This window comes from Pseudomonas batumici (genome assembly GCF_000820515.1).
In the GTDB taxonomy this organism is placed as follows: Bacteria; Pseudomonadota; Gammaproteobacteria; order Pseudomonadales; family Pseudomonadaceae; genus Aquipseudomonas; species Aquipseudomonas batumici.
On the sequence record NZ_JXDG01000034.1, the window covers coordinates 68,515 to 94,486 of the forward strand.

Here is a 25,972-nt window from a genome sequence, read left to right on the forward strand (position 1 = left end):
ACAAGCAGACGATACGAACATGAGCGATTCAGAACACCACAACGCCGAATTTTCCGCCCAACGCCGTCGCGTCCTGCTGGGCATGGGGGTGGCCGGCGCCGCCCTGGCCGGTAGCGCCCTGAGCTGCCCGGCCATGGCCGCCAGCCAGGCGCAGGCCCAGGTCACCGAAGCCCCGAGCAGCGACAAGACTCAGGACCGCCACGACTTCCACGGCAAGCACCAGACCGGGATCGTCACCCCGCGCCCGGCCGCCGGCATGATCGTCTCCTTCGACGTCCTGGCCAGTGACAGCGAGGAACTCGAACGCCTGTTCCGCACCCTGAACAAGCGCATCGCGTTCCTCATGAGCGGCGGCGCGGTGAAACAGGTCGATGAAAAACTGCCACCCCTGGACTCCGGGATTCTCGGCCCGGTGGTCACCCCGGACAACCTGACCATCACCGTCGCGGTGGGCGAGTCGCTGTTCGACGAGCGTTACGGCCTGGCCGCGGTCAAGCCCAGGCACCTGATCCGCATGGTCGGTTTCCCCAACGACGCCCTGCAGCCGGAGCTGTGCCACGGCGACCTGAGCATCCAGTTCTGCTCCAACACCCCGGACACCAACATCCACGCCCTGCGCGACATCGTCAAGAACACCCCGGACCTGCTGCTGGTGCGCTGGAAACAGGAAGGCACGGTGCCGCCCCAGGCACCGGCCAAGGCCGGAGAACCGGCCCAGAGCGCACGCAACTTCCTCGGTTTCCGTGACGGTTCGGCCAACCCGGACTCCAACGATGCCAGCGCCATGGACCGTATCGTCTGGGTCCAGCCCGGAGCCAATGAACCGGCCTGGGCCGTGGCCGGCAGCTACCAGGCGGTGCGGATCATCCGCAACCTGGTGGAGCGCTGGGACCGCACGCCCCTGCAGGAACAGCAAAGCATCATCGGCCGGGTCAAGAGCACCGGCGCGCCCATGGGCGGCGAGAAGGAAACCCAGGTTCCCGACTACAGCAAGGATCCTGAAGGCAAGCTGACCAAGCTCGATGCCCATATCCGCCTGGCCAACCCGCGCACCGCCGAAACCCAGCGCAACCTGATCCTGCGTCGCCCCTTCAACTACTCCAATGGCGTGAGCAAGAACGGCCAGCTGGAGATGGGCCTGCTGTTCATCTGCTACCAGTCGGACCTGTCACAAGGCTTCATCGCCGTGCAAACCCGGCTCAACGGCGAGCCCCTGGAGGAATACCTCAAGCCTATCGGCGGCGGCTATTTCTTCACCTTGCCAGGTGTCACCGGCGATCAGGACTTCATCGGTCGCTCGCTGCTTTCGGCTGCCAAACAAAAAACCACTGCTTGACCCTTAACTCACCAGGAAACATCCCATGAAGAAGTCGCCTCTTGCTTTGTTGTTGGCCCTTGGCCTGTTCCACGCACCGCTTTCGGCTTTTGCGGCCACCGCGCCGCTGGATCTGGTGGGCCCGGTGTCCGACTACAAGATCTATGTGACCGCGGAACTCGATGAACTGGCCAGCAAGACCGAGCAGTTCACCGCAGCCGTGAAGAAAGGCGACCTGGCCACCGCCAAGAAGCTCTACGCACCGACGCGTGTGCATTACGAGAAGATCGAGCCGATCGCCGAACTGTTCAATGACCTGGACGGCGCCATCGACTCCCGCGTCAACGACCATGAAAAAGGCGTGAAGGCCGAAGACTTCACCGGCTTCCACCGTCTCGAATACAGTCTGTTCTCGGAAAACACCACCGATGGCCTGGGTGAACTGGCCGATGGCCTGAACAAGGACGTCAAGGACCTGCAGGCCCGCGTGGCCGGCCTGACCTTCCCGCCAGAGAAAGTAGTGGGCGGTGCCGCCACGCTGCTGGAAGAAGTGGCCGCCACCAAGATCGCCGGTGAAGAAGACCGCTACAGCCACACCGACCTGTATGACTTCCAGGGCAACATCGACGGCGCGAAGAAGATCGTCGACCTGTTCCGTCCGCAGATCGAGAAGCAGGACAAGGCTTTCACCGCCAAAGTGGACAAGAACTTCGCCACCGTGGACAAGATCCTGGCCAAGTACAAGACCCAGGATGGCGGTTTCGAAACCTATGACAAGATCAAGGACGCCGATCGCAAGGCCCTGGTGGGTCCGGTCACGACCCTGGCCGAAGACCTGTCGACCCTGCGTGGCAAGCTGGGCCTGAACTAAGGCCGGTGGTCATCCCGGGGGATCGATATCGCCCGGGATGACCTCATCGCCGGCAAGCCGGCTCCCACAGGATCTGGGCTCGGCGATACCTTGCGACGTGCGCCAATTCGTGGGAGCCGGCTTGCTGGCGATGAACGATAACGCGGTCTCCCTGCACTCCCCTCTGCCCCATCCCCCGCCTCACAACATCCGATACAACAACCGCTCGATCCGTACCCGACTGACCCGCCGCAGGAACTTGCCCACCGCTTCCGGATAATCCACCAGGGTCTCCAGGCTCCTGAAGCTGTCGATCCGCCGGGTGTTTTCCATGATCAGCGCCAACTCCTTCGCCCGCGCTTCCAGCAGCTCGCGACGCGGATCGTCGATCAGCAGGGCATTCTCCAGATCCAGCCGGAACGCCCGCGGGTTGAGGTTGTTCCCCGTCAGCAAGGTATAGCGCTCGTCGATCCACATGCCCTTGAGGTGATAGGTGTTGTCCCCGTCACGCCACAGGTGCAGGTTCAACTGCCCGCTGTCGATCACCGCCTGATGGCCCTTGGCAAAACGCCGCAGGCTGATCTCGTAGAGATAGGGCAAGGCGGCGATGACCTTGAACGGCTGGCTCGGCGGGATGTAGAAATCGTTGGCGGTCTTGTCGCCAACAATGATGTCGATCTTCACCCCACGCTCCAGCGCCCGGTTGATTTCCCGGGTCACCGCCAGCGGCAAATTGAAATACGGCGTGCAGATGGTCAGTTGCTGCTGGCTGGAGGCGATCAGTTCGCAGACCAGGCGGTTCAGCGGGTTGTTCTTGCCCAAGCCCATCACCGGACTGACCGACAGGCCGAAGGTCGGCTCGCTGCCGGCCGTGGTGTCATAGTTGGCCCGCTTCAGGCGGCTGCGCAAATTGCCGATGTCGCCGCGCAGGCTGCGGGTCGTGGGCAGCTCCGGCAGGTCAAGACGACGCACCGCCCGGGACGCCAGCAATTCGTTGCGCACCAGCTCCTGCATCGAGTCGGCCAAGGCGGCGTTGTGCAGCAGGTGATAGCGGTCGAAACGGTACTTGTCGAACTTGTGCAGGTAGACGTTGTTCAGGCTGGCGCCGCTGTAGATCACGCAATCATCGATCACGAAACCCTTGAGGTGCAGCACGCCGAACAACTCGCGGGTCTGCACCGGCACCCCGTAGATCGGCACTTCAGTACTGTGGTCGCGGGTTTGCGCCTGGTACCAGGCACTGTTGCCCGGTTGCTTGCCGGCCCCGATCAGGCCGCGCTGGGCCCGCAGCCAGTCCACCACCACGACGATTTCCAGTTCCGGGCGGGCCGACTTGGCCGCATGCAGGGCATCGAGGATTTCCTGGCCGGCTTCGTCTGCCTGCAGGTACAACGCCACCAGCGTGATGCGCTGCCGTGCACCGGCGATCTTCTCCAGCAGGCAACGCCGGAACTCGGCAGCCGAAGGCAGGATGGTCAAGGCCTCGGCAGCCAGCGGGAAGCTGCGCAGTTTGGGCAACAGGGAGCGTTTGAAGAGCGACGGCATAGGGCTCGCTAGGGTCGAATGCGAAGGATCGCCAAGTCTACACCATGCGCGGCCCTGGAACGCGCCTTCGAAGAGGGCTTTGCCGCCAACCCCGACGGCGGTTGTGGAATTGTTCCCGAGTCCTCCCCCACCTTTCCCCCTGTCGCCCTTCATGGATTTATTTCGGCAAGTCGATTGACCATGGAGAACGATCGTTCTACTCTCTTTCCCATGAACGAAATCACTCCGAATCAGACCCGGGAAAACCTGCTGGATACCGCCGAGCAGTTGATCTATCAAAGTGGCATCCATGCCACCGGCATCGATCTTCTGGTGCGCACCTCCGGTGTGGCGCGCAAAAGCCTCTACAAGTACTTCGGCACCAAGGACGAATTGACCCTGGAAGCCTTGCGCCGCCGGGATATCCGCTGGATGCAGTGGTATCGCGGCGAAGTCGACAAGGCCGGCAGTTCCGGCGCGCGCCTGCTCGCCCTGTTCAGCGTGCTGGGCGACTGGTTCGCCAGCGAGGGCTTTCGCGGCTGCGCCTTTATCAATACCGCCGGCGAAACCGGCGATCCCCAGGACCCGGTGCGCCAACTGGCCAAGGAACATAAGCAGAAGTTGCTCGACTATGTGGTCGAGCTCTGTGAAGCACATGGCATCGACGATCCGCAGGCAACTGGCCGACAGTTGCTGATCCTGATCGACGGCGCCATTACCGTCGCACTGGTCATGGGCGACCCCGGTGCAGCCGATAATGCGCAATGCATGGCGCGAACGTTATTGGCGCTCTGAGTCGCGCCCCGAATCGCCAATACGCCCGGGATGAGCGATTGGCGGGCGGGCCCGCGACCGCTTGACCCAAGCACGACAACTTGTCTGAACCCTACTCAATTGGAGACATTGCCATGTCATCTGACGCTGACGCTCGCCCGCCACTTCCCCCCTTCACCCGTGAATCGGCGATCCAGAAGATCCGCCTGGCCGAAGACGGCTGGAACTCCCGCGACCCGGAGCGCGTGTCCCTGGCCTACACCCTGGACACCCAATGGCGTAATCGCGCCGAGTTCGCCCACAACCGTGAAGAGGCCAAGGCTTTCCTGACCCGCAAATGGGCCAAGGAACTGGATTACCGCTTGATCAAGGAACTCTGGGCCTTTACCGACAACCGCATCGCCGTGCGTTACGCCTATGAGTGGCATGACGATTCGGGCAACTGGTTCCGCTCCTATGGCAACGAAAACTGGGAGTTCGACGAGAACGGCCTGATGTCCAACCGGCACGCCTGCATCAACGACATGCCGATCAAGGCCTCGGAGCGCAAATTCCACTGGCCGCTGGGCCGTCGTCCGGACGATCACCCGGGCCTCTCGGACCTGGGGCTGTAACTCATCGCCCGATCATTCCCGCCTCGGTGGGAATGATCACCGCTGCAAAAAAATCGCCCGACGGGCGATTTTTTTTGCAGGCATGAATAAATGCCGAACGCCGGGTGTTCAATCCACAGCAGCCATCACGACTGCCTTGCGCCAGGCCGTCGGAAATAACTTTCAACAGCGGCGAATAAAACCCGCCACTCGAGCGTTTACTACCCTGCAGACACCGGAGCATTAACGATGAGCCTGTATAAAGCCACCTTCGCGGTTCCCTTCCTGATTGCCAGTTGCCTGGCCGGGGCCCTGTTGAGCACGCCGGCATTCGCTTCGGGCGAAAAAGCCGAGTCCATGCCACCCTCCTGCCCCAAGGGCCAGGTCTGGAACAAGGCCAAGAAAGCCTGCATCCCGTATACCAGCAGCCTGACGCCCGACGAAGACCGCACCGACTACGCCTATCGCCTGGCCAAGGACGGGCGCTATCAGGAGGCCCTGGACCTGCTCGACACCCTCAAGCAGCCCCATACCGCCAAGGCCCTCAACTATCGCGGCTACGCCACGCGTAAACTGGGTCGTACCGATGAAGGCATCGGCTACTATCTACAGGCCGTGGAGCTGGATCCGAACTACGCCCAGGTACGCGAATACCTGGGCGAAGCCTACGTGATCAAAGGCCGCATGGACCTCGCCCAGGTGCAACTGCAGACCATCAAGTCGCTCTGCGGCACCGGGTGCGAGGAATATGAAGACCTGGCCGACGCTATCGCGCACCCGACCCAAAGCTGATCACCGTTACGGGCGGAGGTTGCCATCGCCAGCGACAAGGAAATACGCACCGAGTTGGGCCAGCACCTGCCACGCCTGTGGCGTTACGGGCTGGTGTTGTCCCGCCAGCGACATATCGCCGAAGACCTGGTGCAGGCCACCTGTGTCCGCGCCCTGGAGCGAGGCGAACAGTTCGTCTCGGGCACGCGCATGGATCGCTGGCTGCTGAGCATCCTGCATTCGATCTGGCTCAATGAAATGCGCGCCCAGCGGGTGCGCCGGGGCCAGGGCCTGGTCGATGCCGACGAAACCCTGAGCTTCGATGGCGAACAGGCGGTGCAGACGCATGTACTGGCCGCCCAGGTGATCCGGCGCGTCGATGCCCTGCCCGACGCCCAGCGGGAAACGGTGTTTCTCGCCTATGTCGAAGGTCTTTCCTACAAGGAAGTGGCCCAGGTTCTCGACGTGCCCATCGGTACGGTCATGAGCCGACTGGCCGCCGCGCGCGTGAAACTGGCGGAACATCCGCCCCTGCGTGCAGTGCCCAGTTCAAACAGCGGAGAACGGCGATGACCGACCAGCTTTCGCACTACAGCCCTACGGATGAACAGCTGGTGGCCTTTCTCGACAACGAAGTGGACGTCGAGGAGCGCGGCCGGATCGAAGCCGCCATTGCCCGTGACGAAGCCGTAGCCGAGCGTCTCGAGTGGTTGCTGCGCAGTGACCTGCCGTTCCGGGAGGCCTATGGCGAACAGCTCGAACAGGCACCCCGGGCCCGACTGGAGGCGATGCTTGACGCCCTGCCGAAAGCAACGGCACCTACGTCCGTGAGCCGGCGCGGCTTCCTCGCCGTGGCCGCCAGTTTCATGGTTGCGGGGATTGCCGCAGACCACCTGTTCCAGGTCTGGCGCACACCCGCACCGTCGAGCGAAATCAGCTGGCGCGGGCTGGTGGCCGACTATATGGCCCTCTACACGGTGCAGACCCTGGAGAACCTGCCCGGCGACGAGGACGCTCACCGGGCACAGCTGCAAGGTGTCCAGCAGCGCCTGGGCCTGACGCTCGAACCTGCCCAGGTGCAACTGCCGGTTGCACAACTCAAGCGTGCACAGATGCTGGAGTACGAGCAGATACCGATTGCCCAGATCAACTATCTGGACCCCCGGCACGGGCCGCTGGCGTTGTGCATTACCCGCTCGAAAACCGGCACCAGGGCCCTCGCCCAGGAAGTGCGACATGGCATGAACGTGGTGTTCTGGTCCGGACCGGTCTACGCCTACATGTTGATCGGACGCAACCCGGTGGCCGAGCTGAACGACATGGCCGACCTGCTCAGACAGCGTTTCGCCAGCTGAACCGGGAGCTGCCAACCACCTACCGTCGGGGAGGCTGCCCGCTGCGGGCGGAACGACTAGACTCTGCGAGGTCGAGTTCAATTTCCAAGGAGGTCCCATGTCCCCGTCTCTCAACCTGCCGCCCCTGAACGATCCGCGTTGCGCTCTGATCGTGATCGATGTGCAGAATGACTTCATCCCCGGCGGCCAACTGGCGGTCCGGGGCGGTGACGAGATCGTGCCGCTGATCAACCGACTGGCGACCCACTTTCGCAACGTGGTCATCGCCCAGGACTGGCATCCCACCGGCCACGCCTCGTTCGCCAGCAGTCATCCGGGCCATGCGCCCTTCGACAGCGTGCAACTGCCCTATGGCGCGCAAACCCTCTGGCCGGACCACTGCATACAAGGCAGCCACGGGGCGCAGCTGCATGCGGACCTGGACCTGCCCCATGCCCAACTGATCGTGCGCAAGGGCTGTAACCGCGACATCGACAGCTATTCGGCCTTCGTCGAAGCTGATCGGCGCACACCCACCGGACTTACCGGCTACCTTAAGGAGCGTGGTATCGATACGGTCTATCTGGTCGGCCTGGCGCTGGACTACTGCGTCGCCTGGTCGGCGCTGGATGCCCGGGCGGCGGGTTTCAGCACCGCCCTGATCGTCGACGCCTGCCGGGCCATCGACCTGGACGGTTCACTGCAACGCGCGCTGGGCGAGATGGAAGCCGCCGGGGTGAAGCTCATGAACTCGCAGGCCCTGGCGAACTGAACACGCTGCCAAGCCCCCCGCGCTTTCGCGCGGGGAGCACCTGCCCCACCCGAATCAGCCCGTCGTGTCCTGGGGTTGATTGACCTGCTGCACCACCGCATACACACTCAAGTCACTGAGTGTCACCTGCGCCAGTGTCTCGGCCCGTAGCGTCTGCAAGGCCTGGTACGCCCCCTGCTTCAAACGGGCGAGCAACAGGCGCTTGCCCTCGGCCTGGAAGCGCACGAAAAAGTCCTGCAAGGCTTCCAGGCTGGTGCCGTCGAGGTCCGGCGACTCTTCCAGGCTGAGGATCACCGAATGCACCGCCGGACCTTGCTGGCGAACCTGCCGCGAGACGCTGCCGAGGATGCGTTCGGCATTGGCGAAAAACAGCGGCTCGCCCGGACGCACGATCAGCAGCCCGGGCACCTCCCGTGCCTGGGGATGCAACTGGCAATCGACGAAATCATGGCCGTCGGCAATATGCCCCAGCACCTGGATGGACGCCGAGGACATTTGCCGCAACATCAGCATCAGACTGATCGCCACCGCCGCCAGCAAACCGTCCAGCACCCCAAGCAGCAGCACCGCGGCCACCGCGCAGATCGCCAGGAAGCGGTCCCGTCGCCAGACGAAGTAGCGATGCAGGGGCTCCAGACTCAGGGCCCGGGTCAAGGCGTGAATCACGATGGCCGCCAGCACCGGCTCCGGCGTCAGGGCGATCAGCGGCAACAGGGTCAGCACGATCACCAGCACCACCAACGCCGCCACCACGCCGGCCAGACGTGAGGAGGCGCCGGCCGCCTCGTTCGCCGAGGTCGCGGAGTAGCCGGCACCGGCGGGCATGCCATGGAACAGCCCGGACAGCAGGTTGGCACCGCCCAGCACCAGCAGGTCGCGGTTGGAGTTCACCCGGTCACCATGCTTGAGGGCAAAGGCGCTGATGGAGCCGTAGGACTCCGCATAGAGAATCAACACCATGGCAAAGCCCAGCTCCACCAGCTTCAGCCATTCGGAGAACATCAGGTTCGGCAGCGACGGCACCGCCAGTTGCAAGTCGATCACGCCGATCAGGCTGACGCCGTGGCCGGGCAGGTCCAGCCACTTGCCGGCGGCGACGCCGAGCATCACCACCAGCAACCCGCCCGGCAGGCGCCGGAAGCGTCCCATGACCGAGAGCAGCAGCAGGGCCACGGCCGCCACCGCCGCACCAGCCCAGTTCCAGCTCGGCAACTGGCCGAGCAATTCGGGGACGAAGCGAATCAGGTCGCTGTGGCTGGGATGCACATCGACGATGCTCGCGACCTGCTTGAGGATGATGGTCACCGCCAGGCCGAAGGCAAAGCCACGCAACACCGGCTTGGCAATGAAGGAAGTGACGCTGCCCAGCTTGAACAAGCCGGCGAGCAGGAACATCAGGCCGGTGATCAGCACCAGGCCGATGGCCATGGTCAGGCGCAGCGCCAGGTCGGGACCGGCCACCGAGACCGTGGCCGCTGCCAACACCGCGGCCGACGACGAGGTAGCAGACACGATGGCATAGCGGCTGGTACCGAACAGGCCGTAGCACAGCAGCCCGGCGAAGAGCGCGATGACCCCGGCCTGGGGCGGTAGGTTGGCGATACTCGAATAGGCGACGGCTTCGGGCAACAGCAGACCGGCAATCGACAACCCGGCGACCAGGTCCGCCCAGCCGCGCTTGGTTTCCATGGCAGGTGTCGGGGTTTGCACTACGGACGGCTCAGGCATCGATCGGACCACTCCAACCCGGCAGATAACGCGCGGCCTGGCTGCGGGCCAGTTTCAGAGCGGTCTTGCGCACCTGCTCGAACGACGCGCCGAGTTCGTTGCTGGGAATGCGCGTGCGGAAGAAGTCGGCCCAGAGAAACTCGCTGAAGGGCGTGACGTCCTTGGCAAAGCCACCGGCCCGGCGCAAGGCCCCCGCCAGACTGCGGTAAGGATCGTCCTGCAGGTCGCCGATCTGCTCGGGCACCTTGTCGTAACCACGGCGAATACCCTTGGCATCGTAGGGATGGACCCACTGGTGGAAATCCATGATGGTCCAGAAGCTGTCGGGCTCGACGAACGAGAGGTCCTTGAGCAGCACCAGCGAAACGGTCTTCACCTCTTCGTGCATCAGGGCCAGGCCGAAGTGATGATGGTCGACAATGTAGTGACGACCTTCAGGCCCCAGGACGCAGGGAAACCAGTGATTATCGAGGGCGGCTTCGCGCTCCTTGCGCTTGAGTTTCTGCCACTGGGCCTGCTTGAGGGCGACCTCTTGCAGGCCGACGGTGACTTGGGTGGGGTGCAGTTTTGCAAGCTTTGCGCTGATCAATTGCGGGCGGGCACGGGCCATTGAACATCTCCTGGCAGAAAAGTCCGGAACCTTGGACTGATCGCAAGCTTAGCCCTGAATGGCCCGAGTAGACACTGCGCAATGTCATTCTTCATGAGAACGCCGGATCCGGAAAACATCGCGAAACCTGTAGGAGCCGGCTTGCCGGCGATGGCGTCCTGACAGTCGATGCAAACCTCAAGGTCCCCATCGCCAGCAAGCTGGCTCCTACAAGGGATCGCGTTCGGTCCGTGAGCCTGCCGCCAGCTTCCAGACCCGGGCAATGTCCCCGGCCCGCGCACTCAGCAAGCGTGGCGCCTCACGACAGGCCTGCTCCAGGCTCATGGGCCCGGACACCAGGGCAAAGGCCGCATCGACCCCATGCTCATACATCTGCTCATAGCCTTCGCCGAGGGTCCCCGCCAGCACGATCACCGGCACGCCCTGCTCCCGGGCGATCCGCGCCACGCCGAACGGGGTCTTGCCGCGCAAGGTCTGGGCATCGAAGCGGCCTTCGCCGGTTATCACCAGGTCGGCGCCGCGCACCGCATCGGCCAGGCCCACCAGTTCCGCCACCACCTCCACGCCGGGGCGAAAGCGTGCACCAAGGAAGGCCTTGGCGGCGAAGCCCAGGCCTCCCGCCGCACCGCTGCCCGGTTCGTCACGCACGTCCTGGCCCAGCACCTGTGCACAGAGATCGGCAAAATGCCCAAGGGCCGCATCCAATTCACGTACCTGGGCCGGCGTCGCGCCCTTCTGCGGGCCGAAGATCGCCGAGGCGCCCTGCTCGCCGCACAAGGGGTTGTTCACATCGGCGGCAATCTCGAAACGCACCTGGGCCAGACGCGGGTCGACACCGTCGAGCGTCACCCGCGCCACCCCGGCCAGGGCCAGTCCGCCGGCCTGCACGACCTGCCCCCGGGCATCGAACAGCCCTACACCCAGGGCCTGCAAGGCACCGGCACCGGCATCGTTGGTGGCACTGCCGCCAATAGCCAGGATGATGCGCCGCGCACCGGCATCCAGGGCCGCGCGGATCAACTCGCCGGTGCCAAAGGTGCTGGTGATGCAGGCATCGCGCTGGCCGGTGGGGACCAGTTGCAAGCCACTGGCCTCGGCCATCTCGATGATCGCCGTGGCGGTGGCGGGCAGCCAGCCCCAATGGGCGTCCACCGGGGTGCCCAGGGGACCGCGCACGCGCTCGCTGCGCAGCTCGCCGTTGCACGCCGCCAACACCGCCGCCACCGTCCCCTCGCCACCGTCGGCCATCGGGCATTGGATCAACCGCGCCTCGGGCAGGACCCTCGCCAGACCTTCGGCAATCGCCTGGGCCACGCCTTCGGCGCTGAGGCTGTCCTTGAACGAATCGGGGGCGATGATGATTTTCATGGGGACGATCTCCAGTTCTTGTGGCGTCCATGCTGCCAGTTGGAACAGGGAATGACGCCAGTCTGCTGCACAAGCCCGGCTGGGCTTTATTGTTCATTCCTACAAATCCGCCGCCGAGACCGGCACGATCTCCTGTAGGAGCCAGCTTGCTGGCGATGACGGCCGCAAGGACGATGCAAGACTCAAGGGCCTCATCGCCAGCAAGCTGGCTCCTACAGGGGCGATTCGTTGTAGGGCAGCAATTGCACCCCCAGGTACAAGTACAGCATCCCATCGAGACGCAACGGGTCGACCCCGCTGATCTCGGCGATCCGCTCCATCCGGTAACGCAGGCTGTTGCGGTGAATCCCCAACGCCTCGGCACAAGTCTGGCTCTGACCATCATGCTCACACCAACTGCGCAACGTGGCGAGCAACTGGCCATTGGCGTCCTTGGCGATCACCTTGCGCAACGGCTTGAGCAACTCCTCCAGCGCGTCGTCGCTGCGATGCCGCCAGAGCATCACCGGCAAGCGATAGCGATTGAGGAGCAGCAGGCGACAGTGGGGCAAGACCTCGCGACCATAGGCCAGCAAGTCACCGACCCGTCGATAGCAACGGCGCAAACCCTGCAGACCCTCGGCCTGCCCGCCCACTGCAACCCGCGCGATCTTCCAGCCCAGGCTGTCGAGCTTTTCCAGCAGGCGTTGATCATCCAGGATCAGCGTCGCCGGGCGGCACCACAGCAGCGAGGCGGTGGACGCGCTCACGCACCAGCTGTCGGGATAACGCGACTGCAACCAGGTCATCAAGGCTTCGGCACTCTGGCCCGGGTCCAGCTCGAACAGGTAGGGAATCCGTGACAATTGCGGCTTGAGCCCCATTTGCCGGGCCTCGTCGATCAGCCGTGGCGAATCGCCCTCGTCACTGAGCAACAACGCCAGCAGATCGTCGCAACGCTGGCGCCGCCATTGCTGTTCGGCCTGCTGATGGCGCTGGCCCACCAGCATTTCGGCGGTCATGCGCACCAGTTCGGCATAAGTGCGCAGTTGCTCCGGCTCACCGGTAATACCCAGCACGCCGATCAGGCGCTCGTCGTGCAACAGCGGCAGGTTGATCCCCGGCTGCACGCCCTTCAGGCACCTGGCCGCCTGCTCATCGATCGCCACCACCCTGCCGTTGGCCAGCACCAGTTGCGCGCCCTCATGGCGGGTATTGATCCGCTCCGGCTCGCCACTGCCCAGGATCAGGCCCTGGCTGTCCATGACATTGACGTTGTACGGCAGAATGGCCATCGTCCGGTCGACGATATCCTGCGCCAGGTCATGGTCCAGTTCGAACATAGCGGTGGTGTCCTTGGTTCGGGTGGGTCGGCAAGGGTTTGTTCGTCAGCACAGGGTACACCGGCAAAGCCTGTGCACCAGCACAAAGACAGCAAGCCTGGGGTGACCGAGACTCACAGGGCGATCAACGTTACCCTTGCATCGCAAAAAATCATAATAAAGAGAGACCGCCATGTCACAGAGCGCCGCGTTATCCCAGGCCACCGCTGACTTGAAAGACGCCGTATACAAGCGCATCACCCTGCGCCTGATTCCCTTCATCTTCATCTGTTACCTGTTCAACTACCTCGACCGGGTCAATGTTGGATTCGCCAAGCTGCAGATGCTCGATGCGTTGAAATTCAGTGAAACCGTCTACGGCCTCGGGGCCGGGATCTTCTTCATCGGCTACGTGCTGTGCGGCGTGCCGAGCAACCTGGCGTTGAACCGCTTCGGTCCGCGGCGCTGGATCGCCCTGATGATGGTCACCTGGGGGGTGCTCTCCACCTGCCTGTTGTTCGTCAGCACGCCGACCCAGTTCTACACCCTGCGCCTGTTCACCGGGGCTGCCGAAGCCGGCTTCTTCCCCGGTGTGGTGCTGTACCTCTCGCAGTGGTTCCCGAGCTTTCGCCGCGGACGGATCATGGCCCTGTTCATGTCGGCGATCCCGGTCTCGGGCCTGCTGGGCAGCCCCTTCTCCGGCTGGATCCTCACCCACTTTGCCGCGGGCCAGGGCGGCCTCGCCGGCTGGCAGTGGATGTTCCTGTTGCAGGGCATCCCCACCGTTACCCTGGGTATCGCGGCGTTCTTCCTGCTGGCGGACAAATTCGCCAATGCCAAGTGGCTGACCGCCGAGGAACGCGACGTGCTGGAAGCCGACCAGGCCTTCGATGCCGCCAACAAGCCGAAAACCGTCAGCGACTCGCTGGGGGAAGTGTTCAAGAACCCGGCCATCTGGGCGTTCGGCCTGATCTACTTCTGTATCCAGAGCGGCGTCTACGCCATCAACTTCTGGTTGCCGTCGATCATCAAGAACCTGGGCTTTGCCGACAACCTGGTGATCGGCTGGCTCAGTGCGATTCCCTACCTGCTGGCGGCGCTGTTCATGTTGCTGGTGGGGCGCTCCGCCGACCTGCGCAAGGAGCGGCGCTGGCACCTGGTGGTACCGATGCTGATGGGCGCCATCGGCCTGCTGATCGCGGTCAACTTCGCCACATCGCCGGCCATTGCCATTCTCGGCCTGAGCATCGCGACCATGGGCGCCCTCACCGGCCTGCCGATGTTCTGGCCGGTGCCCACCGCCCTGCTCAGCGCCGGCGCGGCTGCCGGTGGCCTGGCGCTGATCAACTCCATGGGCCAGATGGCCGGCTTCCTCAGCCCCTATCTGGTGGGCTGGATCAAGGATGCCAGCGGCTCCACCGATGCCGCCCTGTATGTACTCGCCGCCGTGATCGTCGCCGGCAGCCTGCTGGCCCTGCGCATGACCCGCACCTTGCGGGCGGCTTGAACCCCGCGCAACAAAAAACCCGAGGATCGACATCGCTGTCGCCCCTCGGGCCCGTATCCCCCAATGAATGAAGTCAGGCGGTGGCAGTCGCACTCACGTTTTGAATCGCGCTCATGGCTTTCTTGTGGTGCTTGTGCTTCTTGTGCTTTTTCTTCATGGCAAGCTGCATGTCGGCCTTTTCGGCAGTGACCTTCTGGGTCTGGGTCGTCGGCGCCACCTGCGCCTGTGCCATCACCATCGGGACCACGCCCGCCTGAGCCACAACGATCGCCATGGCCAAGGCTTTCAGACGTTTCGAATTAAGCATCATGTCTCTCCATATTGAACGGGGTTATGTCCTGATGGCCTTTACAACCGTACCCACCGGACAAGCGGGTCTCTCGGCTATATATGACTCTAGCCCGAGCTTCCGTAACAACCTGTCAGAATTGACAGTTCCGACGAACGGTCAAACCGCCGCCAGCACGGTGTGACATCGCCGGCAGGTGCCTGAATGAGTGAGAATTTTGCAGAGATTTGCATAACAAGGCTGTCGGATATCGCCGAACTGATTGAGGGATTGCTCAACCAAGGCGTTCTGGTATCTGATGAGCACCTTCTCTTTCACGAAAAAGGATGTCGTTCATGAGCTACCGCACCCTCGGCCATTCCGGATTGCAAGTCAGCGCGCTGACACTGGGCAGCATGATGTTCGGTGAGCAGACCGACACCGAAACCTCTCTGCGCATCATCGACAAGGCCTGGGACCAGGGCATCAACTTCATCGACACCGCGGACGTCTACACCGCCGGGCGCTCCGAGGAAATCGTCGGCGAAGCCATCGCCCGTCATCGCCATGAGTGGATCGTCGCGACCAAGGCCGGTTTCGGCCCGGTGGACGGCAAGCCCAACCGCAGCGGCCTGAGCCGCAAGCATCTGTTCAATGCCATCGAGGCCAGCCTGGGCCGCCTGGGCACCGACTACCTGGACATCTACTACCTGCACCGCGAAGACCACGGCACACCGCTGGAGGTCACGGTATCGGCCATCGGCGACCTGCTGCGCCAGGGCAAGATCCGTTATTGGGGCCTGTCCAACTATCGCGGCTGGCGCATTGCCGAAGTGATCCGCGTGGCCGAGCGCCTCGGGGTGGACAAGCCGGTGATCAGCCAGCCGCTGTACAACATCGTCAACCGCCAGGCCGAGACCGAGCAGATCACAGCCGCCGCAGCCTATGGCCTGGGCGTGGTGCCCTACAGCCCGCTGGCGCGCGGCGTGCTCAGCGGCAAATACGCCCCGGATGTCGCCCCGGACGCCAACAGCCGGGCCGGACGCCAGGACAAGCGCATCCTGGAGACCGAATGGCGGGTGGAGTCATTGCATATTGCCCAGCAGTTGCAGGCGTATACCCGGCAACGCGGCGTGGGCCTGGTGGAGTTCGCCATTGCCTGGGTGCTGAACAACGCGGCGGTCAGTTCGGCCATTGTCGGCCCGCGTACCGAGGAGCAATGGGACAGCTACACCAAGGCGCTGACGGTGAAGATCAGCGCCGAGGACGAAGCCTTTGTCGATTCCCTGGTGACGCCGGGGCATGCCTCCACACCGGGTTTCAACGACGTCAGTCACTTTGTCTCCGGACGCGTCCCGCGCTGCCTGTAACTCCGTCTCAAGGCGAACACGGTCACCCTGTAGGAGCCGGCTTGCTGGCGATAGGCGCGACGCGGTGCATCAGGTACACCGCGTTATCGTTCATCGCCAGCAAGCCGGCTCCTACACGGTGTGTCAGCCCGTCTTCAGGGGGAAACGATCCTGCGCCGCCTGCTGGAAATAGCGCGCCTCTTCGATCGGCCTGGACAGAAAGTAGCCTTGCGCCTCGTCACAGCCGAAATGCTTGAGTATTTCCAGGCAGCCGAAACTTTCCACCCCCTCGGCCACCGTTCGATAGCCCAGGTCCCGGGCCACCCCGAGGATCGACTTCGCCACCCGCTGATGCTGGGCGCTGTTCTCCAGATCGAAAATCATCGACTGGTCGAGCTTGAGGATATTGGCCGGGATCTTGTGCAGGTAAGCGAAGTTGCTGTAACCCGTGCCGAAATCGTCGATGGCCACATCGATGCCCATGTTTCTCAGTTGCTGAAGCTGCTCGATCACCCCGGCACTGGATCGAAGCCACTCGCCTTCGGTGATTTCAACCTCGAGCATCGCGGGATCGACCCCATGGAACGCACAGCGTTGCGCAATGACATCGGCCACGTTGCGCCCATAGAAATCCCGGGATGAAAAGTTGAGCGATATTTTCTTGTCCCGGGCATAACCCGTGCTGGCAATCAACGTCACGACCCGCTCGACCACCCAATCCGTCACCGAATGGATCAGCGAGCTCTTCTCGACAATCGGAATGAACTCCGCGGGCGAGATGAAGCCATGTTGCCGATGATTCCAGCGAATCAGCGCCTCGGCACTGACATGGGCGCCATCGCGCAACGAGAAGCGGGGTTGATAGACCAGGAACACATCATCGCACTTCAAGGCCGAGGTGATGTCCGGCAGCAGGCTGAAGAGGCGGCGAAAGACAACATCGTCCTGGTGGTTGTAATAGGCATAGGGTTGGCCTTTCTGCCGGGCAGTCTCCAGGGCGAACAGGCCCTTGCGCAGTAATTCCCGGGCCGTTTCCGGGCCACTCTCGAACTCCAGCAACCCCGCGCAGACCGTGGGGACCATGGGCAGGTTCTCGCTGATGGGCGCCCGGCGCAACCAATCCACCAGGCGGGGCAGGAAACCGCGCGCCTCATCGGCGTCCATCTGCATCGTGAAGGCAAACCCCTTGACCGCCACGTGATAGAGCTTGATTCCCGTGCCGATGAACGCCTGGATCCGCGAGGCCATATCCCGCAGCACCACTTCAAAGGGCAGCATGCCCTCCGCCACCGTCAACCGATGCGCCCAATCCGTGTCCAGGGCATCGACCGTCACCAGCACTCGCTTGCGGCTATCGTCAGCCTGGATCAAGCCCTGCAGGTCGGAAAGAAATTGCGTACGGTTGGGCAAGCCGCTGACCGCATCCACGCGCTTGAGCAAATGCTGGCGCCCGATCAGTTGCATGATCAGCGCCGCGAAATCTTCCAGGGCCGTCTGGTCGTCCGGCGTCAGGCGGTGCGGGACCGTATCCAGGATGCAGACGCTGCCGATGGCGTAGCCGCTCTCGGTGCGCAGTGGCGCACCGGCATAAAAGGTCAGGCCCCCCTCACCCTTGACCACGGGAAAGTCGGCAAAGCGCGGGTCCAGGCGGGCATTGTCGACCACGAACACACCGTTTTGCCGGACCGTGTGGGCACAGAACGACGATTCCAGCTCAAGCGCTTCCCCGGCAGAAAAACCCGTGGTGGCAAGGAACCACTGCCGATCCTTGTCAATCAGGCTGACGATCGCCACCGGCGCTTGAAAGCGCGAGGCCACCAAGCGACAGACCCGCTCGAAACACTCATCGCGGGCCACGTCCATCAGGTCGGAGGCATGCAGCGCGGCCAGCCGCTCCTCTTCTTCGCGATCGCGCAACAACATCTGCTCGACTGTCGTGAGTTTTTTCATCAGCACCCGTTGTCGTCAATCTGTCTTGTTCAGTCGGCCACGCGAAGATGGCCTTTTGCCGCCAATCATTGCGCGAGCACCGAATAATATCCAGACAAATGCGACCAACGTCTGACCGGGCGCAAAAAAACCTATGGGAAAAAAATTACAGACGCCCCTCTTCGCGCAGACGTCGGCCAATCCGCTGGATCTCGGCCTCGCCCTGGACCAGCGCCGCGGCGCTGGTATGCACCGAGTAGTTGCCCAGCACCAGGTCATGGGGATGCTTGCGCGCCGACCCCAGTACGAAGGTGGTGTCGCCCCGGGCCACCAACTCAATGGCATCCTCGTTCTCCTCGAAGATCGCCAGTTCACCCTCGCCGAGCAGTCCCTTGCGGTCACCCGCGTCAAGCCGGCCGACATCGACGGCAACCCAGCCGACGGTGTGACCGGCTGGCGGTACATAGGTCCAACGCTCGCCGTCCTTCAACTGAACGGCCAGGTAATTCATCGGTGCGGGCGCCTCGATCAGGCTCTGCGCCGCGCCATACTGCCCCAGCAGCACGCGCGCCGGCCCTTCCTGCTGCACCTGGGACGGCGTCAGGTACTGACTGCGGGCCGGTGCATTCTCTTGCGCCGCCGGTAGCGCCACCCAGAGCTGGAATCCCCGCACGTGGCTGACCTCGGGCACGATCGAGCCGGTGTGCCAGACACCATTGCCCGCCTGCATCCATTCGACGCCGCCGGCCAGCAAGCGGCCCTGCTCGCCAGTGCTGTCCTCATAGAAAAACTCGCCTTCGCTCAGATAGCTCAACGTGGCGATACCGGAATGCGGGTGCATGCCGAACCCCGGCTGGCCGGCCCTGGTCCGGAAGCTGAAATGATCGAGGAAGACGAACGGCTTGAGCCACCCACCCAGGTCACCGGGACTCACCAGGCGCGTGATCGCCCCGTGCGTGCTGCCGTGGGTACGATAAACAATGGCGCGCGGCTGCGTGGCGCGTGCAGTGGCGGTGCTCATGCGGCCTCCCGGGTCGAGTCGATGACGATGAGCGGGTGTTGTGCAGTCATGGAAGTACTCCTGAAAAGTGATCGGATAAACCGCTTGTCCCCATGAACAGGGGGGCGCGGTCCGGGGTCGATTACGACGCAGTATGGATCGCCCCTCATTACTGGACTAGATGGCATAATTGGATTTCACTTATCCATTTATGGAAGTAATTCAACCATGCTCGACCTGAATGAAATCGCCATGTTCGTCCAGGTGGTGCGCTACGGCAGCTTTGCCGAGGCAGCGCGGCGCCTGGGGGTGCCGGCCAATACCCTGAGCCGGCGCATCCAGCAGCTTGAAGCCCGGCTCGGCACACGCCTGATGCAACGCTCCACCCGCAAGCTGACGCTGACCGGCGCCGGTCAGGCCTTCCATGCTCGTTGCGCCGGGGCCGTCGACGGTTTGCTCGACGCGAGCCTGGAACTGCAAGACGCCAACCAGGTCCCCAGCGGTCTGGTGCGCGTGGCGGCCACCGCCGATTTCTTCGAGTTTTTCCCGATGGACTGGATCGCCGAATTCCTCGCCCGCTATCCGCAGGTCAGTCTCGACTTCGTCCTCAGCGATGCAAAAGCCGACCTGATCGCCGAACAGATAGACGTCGCCTTCCGCGCCGGCCTCCTGCAGGATTCGGCCTTTGTCGGCCGCCAACTGCTGGGGCCGCGTAGCGACGGCCTGGTGGCCAGCCCCGCCTATCTCGCAGCCCGTGGCGCCCCGACGACCTTGCAGGATCTGGTTCACCACGACTGCATCAGTTCCTCGCACCCCAGCGGCCACACCACCTGGCGCCTGAGCAACCCCAGCGGCGTGGAGGAAGAGGTGCAGGTCAGCGGCCGCTTCAGCGCCAACACCGCCCAGTCGCTGCGCAAGGCCGCCCTGGCGGGCCTGGGTATTGTGCTGTTACCGCCGGCCATGGCCCGGCTCGATGTGCAGTCCGGGTTACTGGTGCCGGTGCTGCCCGAGTACCAACGCAAGAGCCGGGGCATGAGCGTGGTCTACCCGAGTCGGCGCCAGTTGCCGCTGGCGGTGTCGGTGTTTATCGACACCTTCATGGAAAAGCTCCATGGACAGGATGCGTTGCTGGAGTCTCCCCCTCTCCCTTGAGTGACGTTCAGCGTCAAGCAATCCGGGCCGTTGACCACGCAGCTTGTGCCGCGGATCAGGCCATCAACGGCGCTCGGAACGCCTGGCGGCGCGATGTGCGCGCAGGGTGATGATCGAAGCGACGATACCGCCCACCAAGGTAAAGACAGCGCCCAGGATCCCGAGCAAGAGTGTGACCAACCCGTTGTGCAAAAAACTATTGATCCGGGCAGCAGCGGGCCGCGACGGGTCATACAACACCGGTACCCACTCCCCGGTCTTGAAGCCTGGCGGCTGTTCGCAGAGGCTGCCGTTGAATTGAACGGTCTGTTGTCGGCTCGTCAAGAACCGCACCGTGATACAACCGTCCCGGGTGACATTCACGACCTCGCCGACGGTCTTGATCATCTTCTCCTGCTCCACAAGACGGTCGATGTGTATCAATACCGCCCCCAACATCATCAATACACCGACCGGAACAAATATCCACAAATCCTTTGTTTTGCCCATCAATCGCTCCCTCCCCGGTTATTCCGCTGTCCCGGAGCGCCGCGAGCCCTGCACTGAACAGGACTGATAAACAGCGCCGCGCCTTGGAATCGGCTGCCGCAATCCATCATTACCGACATACTTCAAGACACTCTCCGGACAGTCAACGGCGTAAACACTAACAACTATTCAATCTATTACGCACCTATTAATTTATCACCCGACAGCCACTCAACCACGCAATAAACTATCAACTCTACCCAGAACAAAACAAAGTAAGAAGCGTCCTAAAATATTGAAAAGAATTACCTACCCCTATTTAAATCCCCCACACGACTCGATCCCGACGGGTGGAGTTTTAAAATAAACGGGGCATGCTCCAGCGGCGAAAGCCTTCGCCCGGACATAAAAAAACACCCACTGACCGGTCGCGAGACCGGGCAGCGGGTGTTTTGGGGGAGCACGCTGCCCCGCCAAACCCTGTTTGGCGGGGCGAGGTCTTACAGCGCCATGTCAGCCGCCGGAGAGCCCTCGGCCTTTGGCTTGTCGCCCGCAGGTGCCGCTGGAGCGGCTGCGGTCTGGCCGATCACCGGAGGCTTGCTCAGTTGCAGGATCTCGGCGGTGTAGTTCCATTCCTTCTGCAAGGCTTCAGGGTTGCTGTTGAGCTGGGTGCCGTAGCTTGGAATGAGCTGGTGCAGCTTTTCCTGCCAGGCAGGCGTCGCGACCTGGTCCTTGAAGACCTTTTCCAGAACGGTCAGCATAATCGGCACGGCAGTGGAAGCACCTGGCGATGCCCCCAGCAGACCGGCGATGCTGTTGTCCTTGGCGGTGACCACTTCGGTACCGAGTTTCAGGACACCGCCCTTCTCTTCGTCACGCTTGATGATCTGCACGCGCTGACCGGCCTGCCACAGGCGCCAGTCTTCTTTCTTCGCCAGGGGGAAGTATTCCTTCAGGGCGTTGAAGCGATCGTCATCCGACATCATCAACTGACCGGCCAGGTATTCGACCAGCGGGTACTGCTCGATACCCACGCGGGTCATCGGCCAGACGTTGTGGGTGGTGGTGCTGGTCAGCAGGTCGAAGTACGAACCGTTCTTCAGGAACTTGGTGGAGAAGGTCGCGAATGGCCCGAACAGGATCACGCGCTTGCCGTCCAACACACGGGTGTCCAGGTGTGGAACCGACATGGGCGGCGCACCGGTCGAAGCGATACCGTAGGCCTTGGCCATATGCTTGAGGGCGATGTCCTGGTTATCGGTGATCAGGAACGAACCGCCTACCGGGAAGCCTGCGTAGTCGTTGGCTTCAGGGATACCGGACTTCTGCAGCAGGTGCAGCGAACCGCCACCGGCACCGATGAACACGAACTTGGCGTCGGCCGCGGTTTCGCTGCCGTCCTTCAGGTTCTTGTAGGTGACACGCCAACTGCCGTCGTCGTTGCGCTTGATGTCCTCGACTTCACTCGACAGATGCAGCTTGAAGTTCGGTTGGGCTTGCAGGTGGGCGACGTACTGGCGAGTGATTTCGCCGAAGTTCACGTCGGTGCCGATGGGCGTCCAGGTGGCGGCGATCTTCTGCTTCGGATCACGCCCTTCCATCATCAGCGGGACCCACTTCTTGATCTGCTCCTGATCTTCGCTGTACTGCATGCTGCTGAACAGCGGGCTGGTCTGCAGCGCCGCGTAGCGATCCTTGAGGAACTTGACGTTGTCATCGCCCCACATGAAGCTCATGTGCGGTGTCGAGTTGATGAACGAGTGCGGGTTCTTCAGCACGCCCTGACGGACCTGCCAGGACAGGAACTGACGGGTGATCTGGAACGCCTCGTTGATCTCGATCGCCTTGTGGATATCGATCTTGCCGTCTTTGTCGTAAGGCGTGTAGTTCGACTCGGCCAGGGCGGAGTGGCCGGTACCGGCGTTGTTCCAGCCGTTGGAGCTTTCCTCGGCGACGCCGTCGAGACGCTCGACCATCTCAATCGACCAGTCCGGCTGCAGCTGATTGAGCCCGACCCCCAGGGTCGAACTCATGATGCCCCCGCCGATGAGCAGCACATCGACTTTCTTTGCTTCGGCCGCGTGGACGGACATCGCGCCCATCGACACCGCCAGCCCCAGCAGCGCTGTGTTCAGTTTCTTCAACATTCAGTAATACCTGGATAGGTAGACACACAAGGCCCATGAAAATCACCGGCCTCAGTTTCATGTCCCTCCTGCGCTGACTTCTTGTTAGTCATTGGCTTCAGCTACGTTGGGTGACACTCATTTTGTTTGCCTTGGATCGGACCTGGCCAATGAGCAGAGTCAGTCAGCTCATTCATCAAGGCCCGTCAGGCTTTTTCGCAACTCCTTCGACGTTTGGTCACCTCGGATAGGCACGCTAGACGCTTCCGTGCTGCGGCATAATACCTCAGCTACGTGAGTTGATGAAAATGCCTCGCCTTTACATAGAAAAGAACTACAAAGATTGTGGTTAAGCCGGTCGGGGTTCAAGTGCTCCTGCCCTGGGAAATCCGGCATCATGGGAGCCGTCCGTCCAAGGGAGATACCCATGCGTTTCATACCCTCGCTTATCGGTCTGGCCACCCTGGCGCTGGGCCCGGTGTTCACGGCAAGCGCCGCGTCCCCCGACCAGGCGCAACTGGTTGACTCGATCAACCAGTACCGCAGCCAGGCACAGCGCTGCGCGAGCCAGGCGTCGCAGGAGTTGCCACCTCTGGTTGCCGATCCACGCCTGGTGCTGCCCATCGACAATCCGGGCAACTTGCAGCAGGCGCTGGCCGCGAAGGCCTATCCGATGGTCACCGTGCAGGCGATCAGCCTGTCAGGACCGCGCGACGCGGCGGCGGCCATGAAAGCGCTGCAGGAAAGTTTCTGCCAGGTGGTGCTGAACCCGCAGTTCGTCGATATCGGCGTCAACCGTGAAGGACAGCAGTGGCGCATCGTGCTGGCGCGACCGCTGCTGAGCGGGCGCCTGGGTGACTGGCAGGCGGAAGGCCAGAAGCTGCTGGAACAGATCAACAGCGCCCGCAGGCAACCGCGCCAATGCGGTGGCCAGGCCTTTGCCGCGACCACACCGTTGGCCTGGAACGCCGTACTGGCGGGGGCCGCCGAAAACCATACGCGGAACATGGCCAACAACAACTTCTTCGACCACAAGGACCGCGACGGTCGCACCCCCGGTGACCGGGCCGAACTGGCCGGCTACAACGGCCAGTTGATCGGCGAGAACATCGCCGCCGGGCAAGACACCGTGCGCAAGGTGGTCGACGGCTGGCTGTCCAGCCCCGGCCACTGCGCGAACCTGATGAATCCGCAATTCCGCGAGCTGGGCGCCGCCTATGCGGTGGATCCGAAGAGCGATTCGGGGATCTACTGGACCGCGATGTTCGGCACCCATTAACTGACCGGACATCCCCCTTGTGGGAGCCGGCTTGCCGGCGATGAGGCCCTCAAGTCTTGTAGGATCTCGTCGGCCGCCATCGCCGGCAATCGAGCGTCGACCGGCCGCTCCCACATTGGGTTTTGTGGCAGACTCAGGATCCTATCGTCCTCAGCCGGCCTCCCCCAGCCGCTCCAGGACAAAAGCCCTGGCGTGGCGGGTCATCTGGTCGAGCTGGCGATCACGCTGCTTCTCGGCGTCCACCATCGCCCGCTTGCCGTGTTGCTGCAGCAGATAGGCATGAATCTGTCGCACTTCAAGCGAACGATAGATGGGCGCGATATCCAGCACCGCCACCAGGCCATCGGTGCCATGGTCACGGGTATTCATCAGCACCTGCGGCCCGCGCGCAGCCAGTACCTGGAAGCCCATGGCCTCGAACACCGGCACCTTGCCGACGACGCAGGCCAGTTCCACATGGGGATAGCGTTCGAGCATCCGCTGCATCATCGCCCGCGCGACACCCTGGCGCCGATAGCCTTCGCGCACCGCCATATAGGCCACCGAGCACGCCTGCGGATCGTCCTTCACCGGCAGATACAGCAGGAAACCAATGACCTTCTCGGGATCCTGCGCATCCGTGGCCACAATCAATTCAACGGCCAGGCCCCTGGAGCCATCCATCGCCTGCAGATACAGGTGAACTTCATAGCCGACGCCATATTGATACAGGTTGTAGAGCGGATTGCTCGGCGCGATGGCCACCTGGCTGACGTCGGTGACGTAATCCACGACCATCTGCTGGATCTGGCTGTGGATCGACTCCGGGGGTGGGGTTTCAAACAAGGTGATCGTGGACATCGAACATCGGGCTCCGAGGATTGAGGCGCACCCTCGGCGATCATCAGCAAAGGGCCCGAGCATGATAACCCGTCCTGATCAGGTCGGGCGGTTGAGCAATACCAGGCGCGCCGCCAGCCCCGCCATCACGGCGGCAAAGCCGTAGCTGCCCAGGCGCCGGGACAGGCCACCGGCCGGCAGCCTGCCGCGAACCAGGCTGGCAAAGACTGCCAGCGAGCTATGAAAAACCAGGGCGATCAGCGCCAGCAGGATCCCCAGCCCGACCAACTGCAGGGTGATACTGCCACGTTCGAGACTGACGAACTGGGGCAGGAAGACCATGAAAAACAGCAAGGCCTTGGGATTGAGCAGGCTGTTCAGCGTGGCCCGGACAAAGATCGAGCGCATCGACACCAGCGGGGCCTGGTCTTGCGCCGCCGTTGCCGTGACCCGCAACGCCATCCAGGCCAGCCACAGCAGGTAGGCTGCACCGGCCCAGCGGATCAGCTCGAACGCCGGCGCCCAGCTCATGACCAGCCCGCCGATCCCGGCGCTGACCGCCACGGTCATCAACAGATCAGCCAGGGTGATACCCAATGCCGCCGCCACTCCACCTTTCCAGCCATGGGCCACGGCATGGGTGGTCACAAAGGCCATGTTGGGCCCGGGAATCACCAGCAACATCATCACGGCGGCAGCGAACACCGCCAGGGAAGAGAGATCGATCATGGTCAGCACACCCGACAAGGAAGGCCCTCACCTTAGCCTGGTTGCGCGCCAGGCATCAGGAACAGCCGGGAACGATTCGGGCGTAACAGTCCTGCGTATCATCCAATGTGTGTTGGCTGGACGGACACCGCTAAACCCAATTGCTGCGGCTTGTCGATCTTCTTGCTCCCGTTCCAACATGTCGATGATCAGATCGGTCGCCATTACATTCCGGACCCTCTTTGTTCGAGTGATGGATGACGCGCCGTTTTCATTGCTGGGGCCCTTGCTGCTGAGACGGATGTTGCTGGTGTTGCGGTTTCTGTTGCGGCTGCGGTTGTTGCTGCGGCTGATGCGGTAGCTGTCCCGTCTCATGCTGCTGTTGAAGCAGTCTCTGTTGCGGCAGCAGCTGCGGTTGTTGCTGCAA

At 62.7% G+C, this 25,972-nt stretch carries 26 protein-coding genes; 13 read left to right on the forward strand and 13 right to left on the reverse strand.

All coding sequences use genetic code 11. The features are described 5' to 3' along the window. Positions 1 to 19: 19 nt before the first annotated feature. The gene (gene efeB, locus UCMB321_RS13050) at positions 20 to 1,336 is read left to right on the forward strand and encodes an iron uptake transporter deferrochelatase/peroxidase subunit (RefSeq protein ID WP_040067325.1); all 1,317 of its coding nucleotides are present in this window, start codon (positions 20 to 22) and stop codon (positions 1,334 to 1,336) included. 25 nt (positions 1,337 to 1,361) lie between these two features. Then, positions 1,362 to 2,186, forward strand: coding sequence for an iron uptake system protein EfeO (gene efeO / locus UCMB321_RS13055; RefSeq protein WP_040067327.1), 825 nt, complete (start codon positions 1,362 to 1,364; stop codon positions 2,184 to 2,186). A gap of 180 nt (positions 2,187 to 2,366) precedes the next feature. Here efeO and pssA read toward each other — a convergent pair whose 3' ends face one another. Beyond that, positions 2,367 to 3,710 carry a CDP-diacylglycerol--serine O-phosphatidyltransferase gene (gene pssA, locus UCMB321_RS13060; RefSeq protein WP_040067329.1) on the reverse strand — a complete coding sequence of 448 codons (1,344 nt, stop codon included), beginning with the start codon at positions 3,708 to 3,710 and terminating at the stop codon, positions 2,367 to 2,369. Between the two features lie 210 nt (positions 3,711 to 3,920). Here pssA and UCMB321_RS13065 point away from each other — a divergent pair, with 210 nt between their 5' ends. The 6 genes from UCMB321_RS13065 (at position 3,921) to pncA (ending at position 7,933) form a co-directional block, all read left to right on the forward strand. Further along, the gene (locus tag UCMB321_RS13065; RefSeq protein ID WP_040067331.1) at positions 3,921 to 4,484 is read left to right on the forward strand and encodes a TetR/AcrR family transcriptional regulator; all 564 of its coding nucleotides are present in this window, start codon (positions 3,921 to 3,923) and stop codon (positions 4,482 to 4,484) included. A gap of 113 nt (positions 4,485 to 4,597) precedes the next feature. Beyond that, the gene (locus UCMB321_RS13070) at positions 4,598 to 5,077 is read left to right on the forward strand and encodes a nuclear transport factor 2 family protein (RefSeq protein ID WP_040067333.1); all 480 of its coding nucleotides are present in this window, start codon (positions 4,598 to 4,600) and stop codon (positions 5,075 to 5,077) included. A gap of 228 nt (positions 5,078 to 5,305) precedes the next feature. Continuing rightward, on the forward strand, positions 5,306 to 5,848 hold the full coding sequence (locus UCMB321_RS13075) for a tetratricopeptide repeat protein (RefSeq protein ID WP_040067335.1): 543 nt from the start codon (positions 5,306 to 5,308) through the stop codon (positions 5,846 to 5,848). 54 nt (positions 5,849 to 5,902) lie between these two features. Next, the gene (locus UCMB321_RS13080; protein WP_040067336.1) at positions 5,903 to 6,400 is read left to right on the forward strand and encodes an RNA polymerase sigma factor; all 498 of its coding nucleotides are present in this window, start codon (positions 5,903 to 5,905) and stop codon (positions 6,398 to 6,400) included. Next, positions 6,397 to 7,182, forward strand: coding sequence for an anti-sigma factor family protein (locus UCMB321_RS13085; RefSeq protein ID WP_040067339.1), 786 nt, complete (start codon positions 6,397 to 6,399; stop codon positions 7,180 to 7,182). The genes UCMB321_RS13080 and UCMB321_RS13085 overlap by 4 nt, the downstream gene beginning before the upstream one ends. 97 nt (positions 7,183 to 7,279) lie before the next feature. Further along, a complete protein-coding gene (pncA, locus tag UCMB321_RS13090) occupies positions 7,280 to 7,933 on the forward strand; it encodes a bifunctional nicotinamidase/pyrazinamidase (RefSeq protein ID WP_052451171.1) in 654 nt (217 codons plus the stop codon). Between the two features lie 54 nt (positions 7,934 to 7,987). Here pncA and UCMB321_RS13095 read toward each other — a convergent pair whose 3' ends face one another. The 4 genes from UCMB321_RS13095 to UCMB321_RS13110 all read right to left on the reverse strand — a co-directional run bounded on the left by UCMB321_RS13095 (position 7,988) and on the right by UCMB321_RS13110 (position 12,961). After that, on the reverse strand, positions 7,988 to 9,622 hold the full coding sequence (locus UCMB321_RS13095; protein ID WP_167337439.1) for a SulP family inorganic anion transporter: 1,635 nt from the start codon (positions 9,620 to 9,622) through the stop codon (positions 7,988 to 7,990). 31 nt (positions 9,623 to 9,653) lie between these two features. Continuing rightward, a complete protein-coding gene (locus UCMB321_RS13100) occupies positions 9,654 to 10,271 on the reverse strand; it encodes a ParB-like protein (RefSeq protein WP_040067343.1) in 618 nt (205 codons plus the stop codon). 207 nt (positions 10,272 to 10,478) lie between these two features. Further along, a complete protein-coding gene (locus UCMB321_RS13105; RefSeq protein ID WP_040067345.1) occupies positions 10,479 to 11,639 on the reverse strand; it encodes a glycerate kinase in 1,161 nt (386 codons plus the stop codon). 212 nt (positions 11,640 to 11,851) lie between these two features. Beyond that, positions 11,852 to 12,961 (reverse strand): sugar diacid recognition domain-containing protein, encoded by a 1,110-nt coding sequence (locus UCMB321_RS13110; RefSeq protein WP_040067347.1) that lies wholly within the window; start codon positions 12,959 to 12,961, stop codon positions 11,852 to 11,854. 172 nt (positions 12,962 to 13,133) lie between these two features. Here UCMB321_RS13110 and UCMB321_RS13115 point away from each other — a divergent pair, with 172 nt between their 5' ends. Continuing rightward, positions 13,134 to 14,447: an MFS transporter gene (locus UCMB321_RS13115; protein WP_040067349.1), complete on the forward strand. Its 1,314-nt coding sequence runs from the start codon at positions 13,134 to 13,136 to the stop codon at positions 14,445 to 14,447. Positions 14,448 to 14,520: 73 nt separating this feature from the next. On the opposite strand, the gene UCMB321_RS13120 is transcribed toward UCMB321_RS13115, so the two are convergent. Continuing rightward, positions 14,521 to 14,754, reverse strand: a complete 234-nt coding sequence (locus UCMB321_RS13120; RefSeq protein ID WP_040067351.1) for a hypothetical protein — start codon at positions 14,752 to 14,754, stop codon at positions 14,521 to 14,523. 186 nt (positions 14,755 to 14,940) lie between these two features. On the opposite strand from UCMB321_RS13120, the gene UCMB321_RS31600 reads away from it, so the two are divergent. After that, positions 14,941 to 15,075, forward strand: a complete 135-nt coding sequence (locus UCMB321_RS31600; protein ID WP_280806654.1) for a hypothetical protein — start codon at positions 14,941 to 14,943, stop codon at positions 15,073 to 15,075. Continuing rightward, complete coding sequence (locus UCMB321_RS13125) at positions 15,072 to 16,085, forward strand: aldo/keto reductase (RefSeq protein ID WP_040067354.1); 1,014 nt, start codon at positions 15,072 to 15,074, stop codon at positions 16,083 to 16,085. The genes UCMB321_RS31600 and UCMB321_RS13125 overlap by 4 nt, the downstream gene beginning before the upstream one ends. A 123-nt stretch (positions 16,086 to 16,208) precedes the next feature. Here UCMB321_RS13125 and UCMB321_RS13130 read toward each other — a convergent pair whose 3' ends face one another. Together UCMB321_RS13130 and UCMB321_RS13135 are read right to left on the reverse strand one after the other, a co-directional pair. After that, positions 16,209 to 18,014: a sensor domain-containing phosphodiesterase gene (locus tag UCMB321_RS13130; RefSeq protein ID WP_245220791.1), complete on the reverse strand. Its 1,806-nt coding sequence runs from the start codon at positions 18,012 to 18,014 to the stop codon at positions 16,209 to 16,211. A 145-nt stretch (positions 18,015 to 18,159) separates the two neighbouring features. Then, entirely contained in the window at positions 18,160 to 19,014 is an 855-nt protein-coding gene (locus tag UCMB321_RS13135) for a pirin family protein (RefSeq protein ID WP_040067356.1), read from the reverse strand. A 207-nt stretch (positions 19,015 to 19,221) separates the two neighbouring features. On the opposite strand from UCMB321_RS13135, the gene UCMB321_RS13140 reads away from it, so the two are divergent. Continuing rightward, complete coding sequence (locus tag UCMB321_RS13140; RefSeq protein ID WP_040067358.1) at positions 19,222 to 20,145, forward strand: LysR family transcriptional regulator; 924 nt, start codon at positions 19,222 to 19,224, stop codon at positions 20,143 to 20,145. 63 nt (positions 20,146 to 20,208) lie between these two features. Here the strand turns inward: UCMB321_RS13140 and UCMB321_RS13145 are convergent, their stop codons facing one another. Both UCMB321_RS13145 and mqo read right to left on the reverse strand, forming a co-directional pair. Then, a complete protein-coding gene (locus tag UCMB321_RS13145; protein WP_040067360.1) occupies positions 20,209 to 20,634 on the reverse strand; it encodes a DUF3592 domain-containing protein in 426 nt (141 codons plus the stop codon). 479 nt (positions 20,635 to 21,113) lie between these two features. Beyond that, a complete protein-coding gene (gene mqo, locus UCMB321_RS13150) occupies positions 21,114 to 22,760 on the reverse strand; it encodes a malate dehydrogenase (quinone) (protein WP_040067362.1) in 1,647 nt (548 codons plus the stop codon). Between the two features lie 406 nt (positions 22,761 to 23,166). Here mqo and UCMB321_RS13155 point away from each other — a divergent pair, with 406 nt between their 5' ends. Further along, positions 23,167 to 24,018, forward strand: coding sequence for a CAP domain-containing protein (locus tag UCMB321_RS13155; protein ID WP_040067365.1), 852 nt, complete (start codon positions 23,167 to 23,169; stop codon positions 24,016 to 24,018). A 150-nt stretch (positions 24,019 to 24,168) separates the two neighbouring features. Here the strand turns inward: UCMB321_RS13155 and UCMB321_RS13160 are convergent, their stop codons facing one another. From UCMB321_RS13160 to UCMB321_RS31215, 3 genes are all read right to left on the reverse strand, one after another. After that, positions 24,169 to 24,858, reverse strand: coding sequence for a GNAT family N-acetyltransferase (locus UCMB321_RS13160; protein WP_040067367.1), 690 nt, complete (start codon positions 24,856 to 24,858; stop codon positions 24,169 to 24,171). Positions 24,859 to 24,936: 78 nt separating this feature from the next. Further along, on the reverse strand, positions 24,937 to 25,566 hold the full coding sequence (locus UCMB321_RS13165) for a LysE family translocator (protein ID WP_040067381.1): 630 nt from the start codon (positions 25,564 to 25,566) through the stop codon (positions 24,937 to 24,939). Positions 25,567 to 25,593: 27 nt separating this feature from the next. Continuing rightward, the coding region (locus UCMB321_RS31215) for a hypothetical protein (RefSeq protein WP_209437165.1) at positions 25,594 to 25,972 on the reverse strand (379 nt) is incomplete at its 5' end.

What these genes read in the sequence shown, in the direction of transcription:
- efeB (WP_040067325.1), top strand. Translation starts at nt 20, where the DNA reads ATGAGCGATTCAGAACACCACAACGCCGAATTTTCCGCCCAACGCCGT.
- efeO (WP_040067327.1), top strand. Translation starts at nt 1,362, where the DNA reads ATGAAGAAGTCGCCTCTTGCTTTGTTGTTGGCCCTTGGCCTGTTCCAC.
- pssA (WP_040067329.1), bottom strand. Translation starts at nt 3,710, where the DNA reads ATGCCGTCGCTCTTCAAACGCTCCCTGTTGCCCAAACTGCGCAGCTTC.
- UCMB321_RS13065 (WP_040067331.1), top strand. Translation starts at nt 3,921, where the DNA reads ATGAACGAAATCACTCCGAATCAGACCCGGGAAAACCTGCTGGATACC.
- UCMB321_RS13070 (WP_040067333.1), top strand. Translation starts at nt 4,598, where the DNA reads ATGTCATCTGACGCTGACGCTCGCCCGCCACTTCCCCCCTTCACCCGT.
- UCMB321_RS13075 (WP_040067335.1), top strand. Translation starts at nt 5,306, where the DNA reads ATGAGCCTGTATAAAGCCACCTTCGCGGTTCCCTTCCTGATTGCCAGT.
- UCMB321_RS13085 (WP_040067339.1), top strand. Translation starts at nt 6,397, where the DNA reads ATGACCGACCAGCTTTCGCACTACAGCCCTACGGATGAACAGCTGGTG.
- pncA (WP_052451171.1), top strand. Translation starts at nt 7,280, where the DNA reads ATGTCCCCGTCTCTCAACCTGCCGCCCCTGAACGATCCGCGTTGCGCT.
- UCMB321_RS13095 (WP_167337439.1), bottom strand. Translation starts at nt 9,622, where the DNA reads ATGGAAACCAAGCGCGGCTGGGCGGACCTGGTCGCCGGGTTGTCGATT.
- UCMB321_RS13100 (WP_040067343.1), bottom strand. Translation starts at nt 10,271, where the DNA reads ATGGCCCGTGCCCGCCCGCAATTGATCAGCGCAAAGCTTGCAAAACTG.
- UCMB321_RS13105 (WP_040067345.1), bottom strand. Translation starts at nt 11,639, where the DNA reads ATGAAAATCATCATCGCCCCCGATTCGTTCAAGGACAGCCTCAGCGCC.
- UCMB321_RS13110 (WP_040067347.1), bottom strand. Translation starts at nt 12,961, where the DNA reads ATGTTCGAACTGGACCATGACCTGGCGCAGGATATCGTCGACCGGACG.
- UCMB321_RS13115 (WP_040067349.1), top strand. Translation starts at nt 13,134, where the DNA reads ATGTCACAGAGCGCCGCGTTATCCCAGGCCACCGCTGACTTGAAAGAC.
- UCMB321_RS13120 (WP_040067351.1), bottom strand. Translation starts at nt 14,754, where the DNA reads ATGCTTAATTCGAAACGTCTGAAAGCCTTGGCCATGGCGATCGTTGTG.
- UCMB321_RS31600 (WP_280806654.1), top strand. Translation starts at nt 14,941, where the DNA reads ATGAGTGAGAATTTTGCAGAGATTTGCATAACAAGGCTGTCGGATATC.
- UCMB321_RS13125 (WP_040067354.1), top strand. Translation starts at nt 15,072, where the DNA reads ATGAGCTACCGCACCCTCGGCCATTCCGGATTGCAAGTCAGCGCGCTG.
- UCMB321_RS13130 (WP_245220791.1), bottom strand. Translation starts at nt 18,014, where the DNA reads ATGAAAAAACTCACGACAGTCGAGCAGATGTTGTTGCGCGATCGCGAA.
- UCMB321_RS13135 (WP_040067356.1), bottom strand. Translation starts at nt 19,014, where the DNA reads ATGAGCACCGCCACTGCACGCGCCACGCAGCCGCGCGCCATTGTTTAT.
- UCMB321_RS13140 (WP_040067358.1), top strand. Translation starts at nt 19,222, where the DNA reads ATGCTCGACCTGAATGAAATCGCCATGTTCGTCCAGGTGGTGCGCTAC.
- UCMB321_RS13145 (WP_040067360.1), bottom strand. Translation starts at nt 20,634, where the DNA reads ATGGGCAAAACAAAGGATTTGTGGATATTTGTTCCGGTCGGTGTATTG.
- mqo (WP_040067362.1), bottom strand. Translation starts at nt 22,760, where the DNA reads ATGTTGAAGAAACTGAACACAGCGCTGCTGGGGCTGGCGGTGTCGATG.
- UCMB321_RS13155 (WP_040067365.1), top strand. Translation starts at nt 23,167, where the DNA reads ATGCGTTTCATACCCTCGCTTATCGGTCTGGCCACCCTGGCGCTGGGC.
- UCMB321_RS13160 (WP_040067367.1), bottom strand. Translation starts at nt 24,858, where the DNA reads ATGTCCACGATCACCTTGTTTGAAACCCCACCCCCGGAGTCGATCCAC.
- UCMB321_RS13165 (WP_040067381.1), bottom strand. Translation starts at nt 25,566, where the DNA reads ATGATCGATCTCTCTTCCCTGGCGGTGTTCGCTGCCGCCGTGATGATG.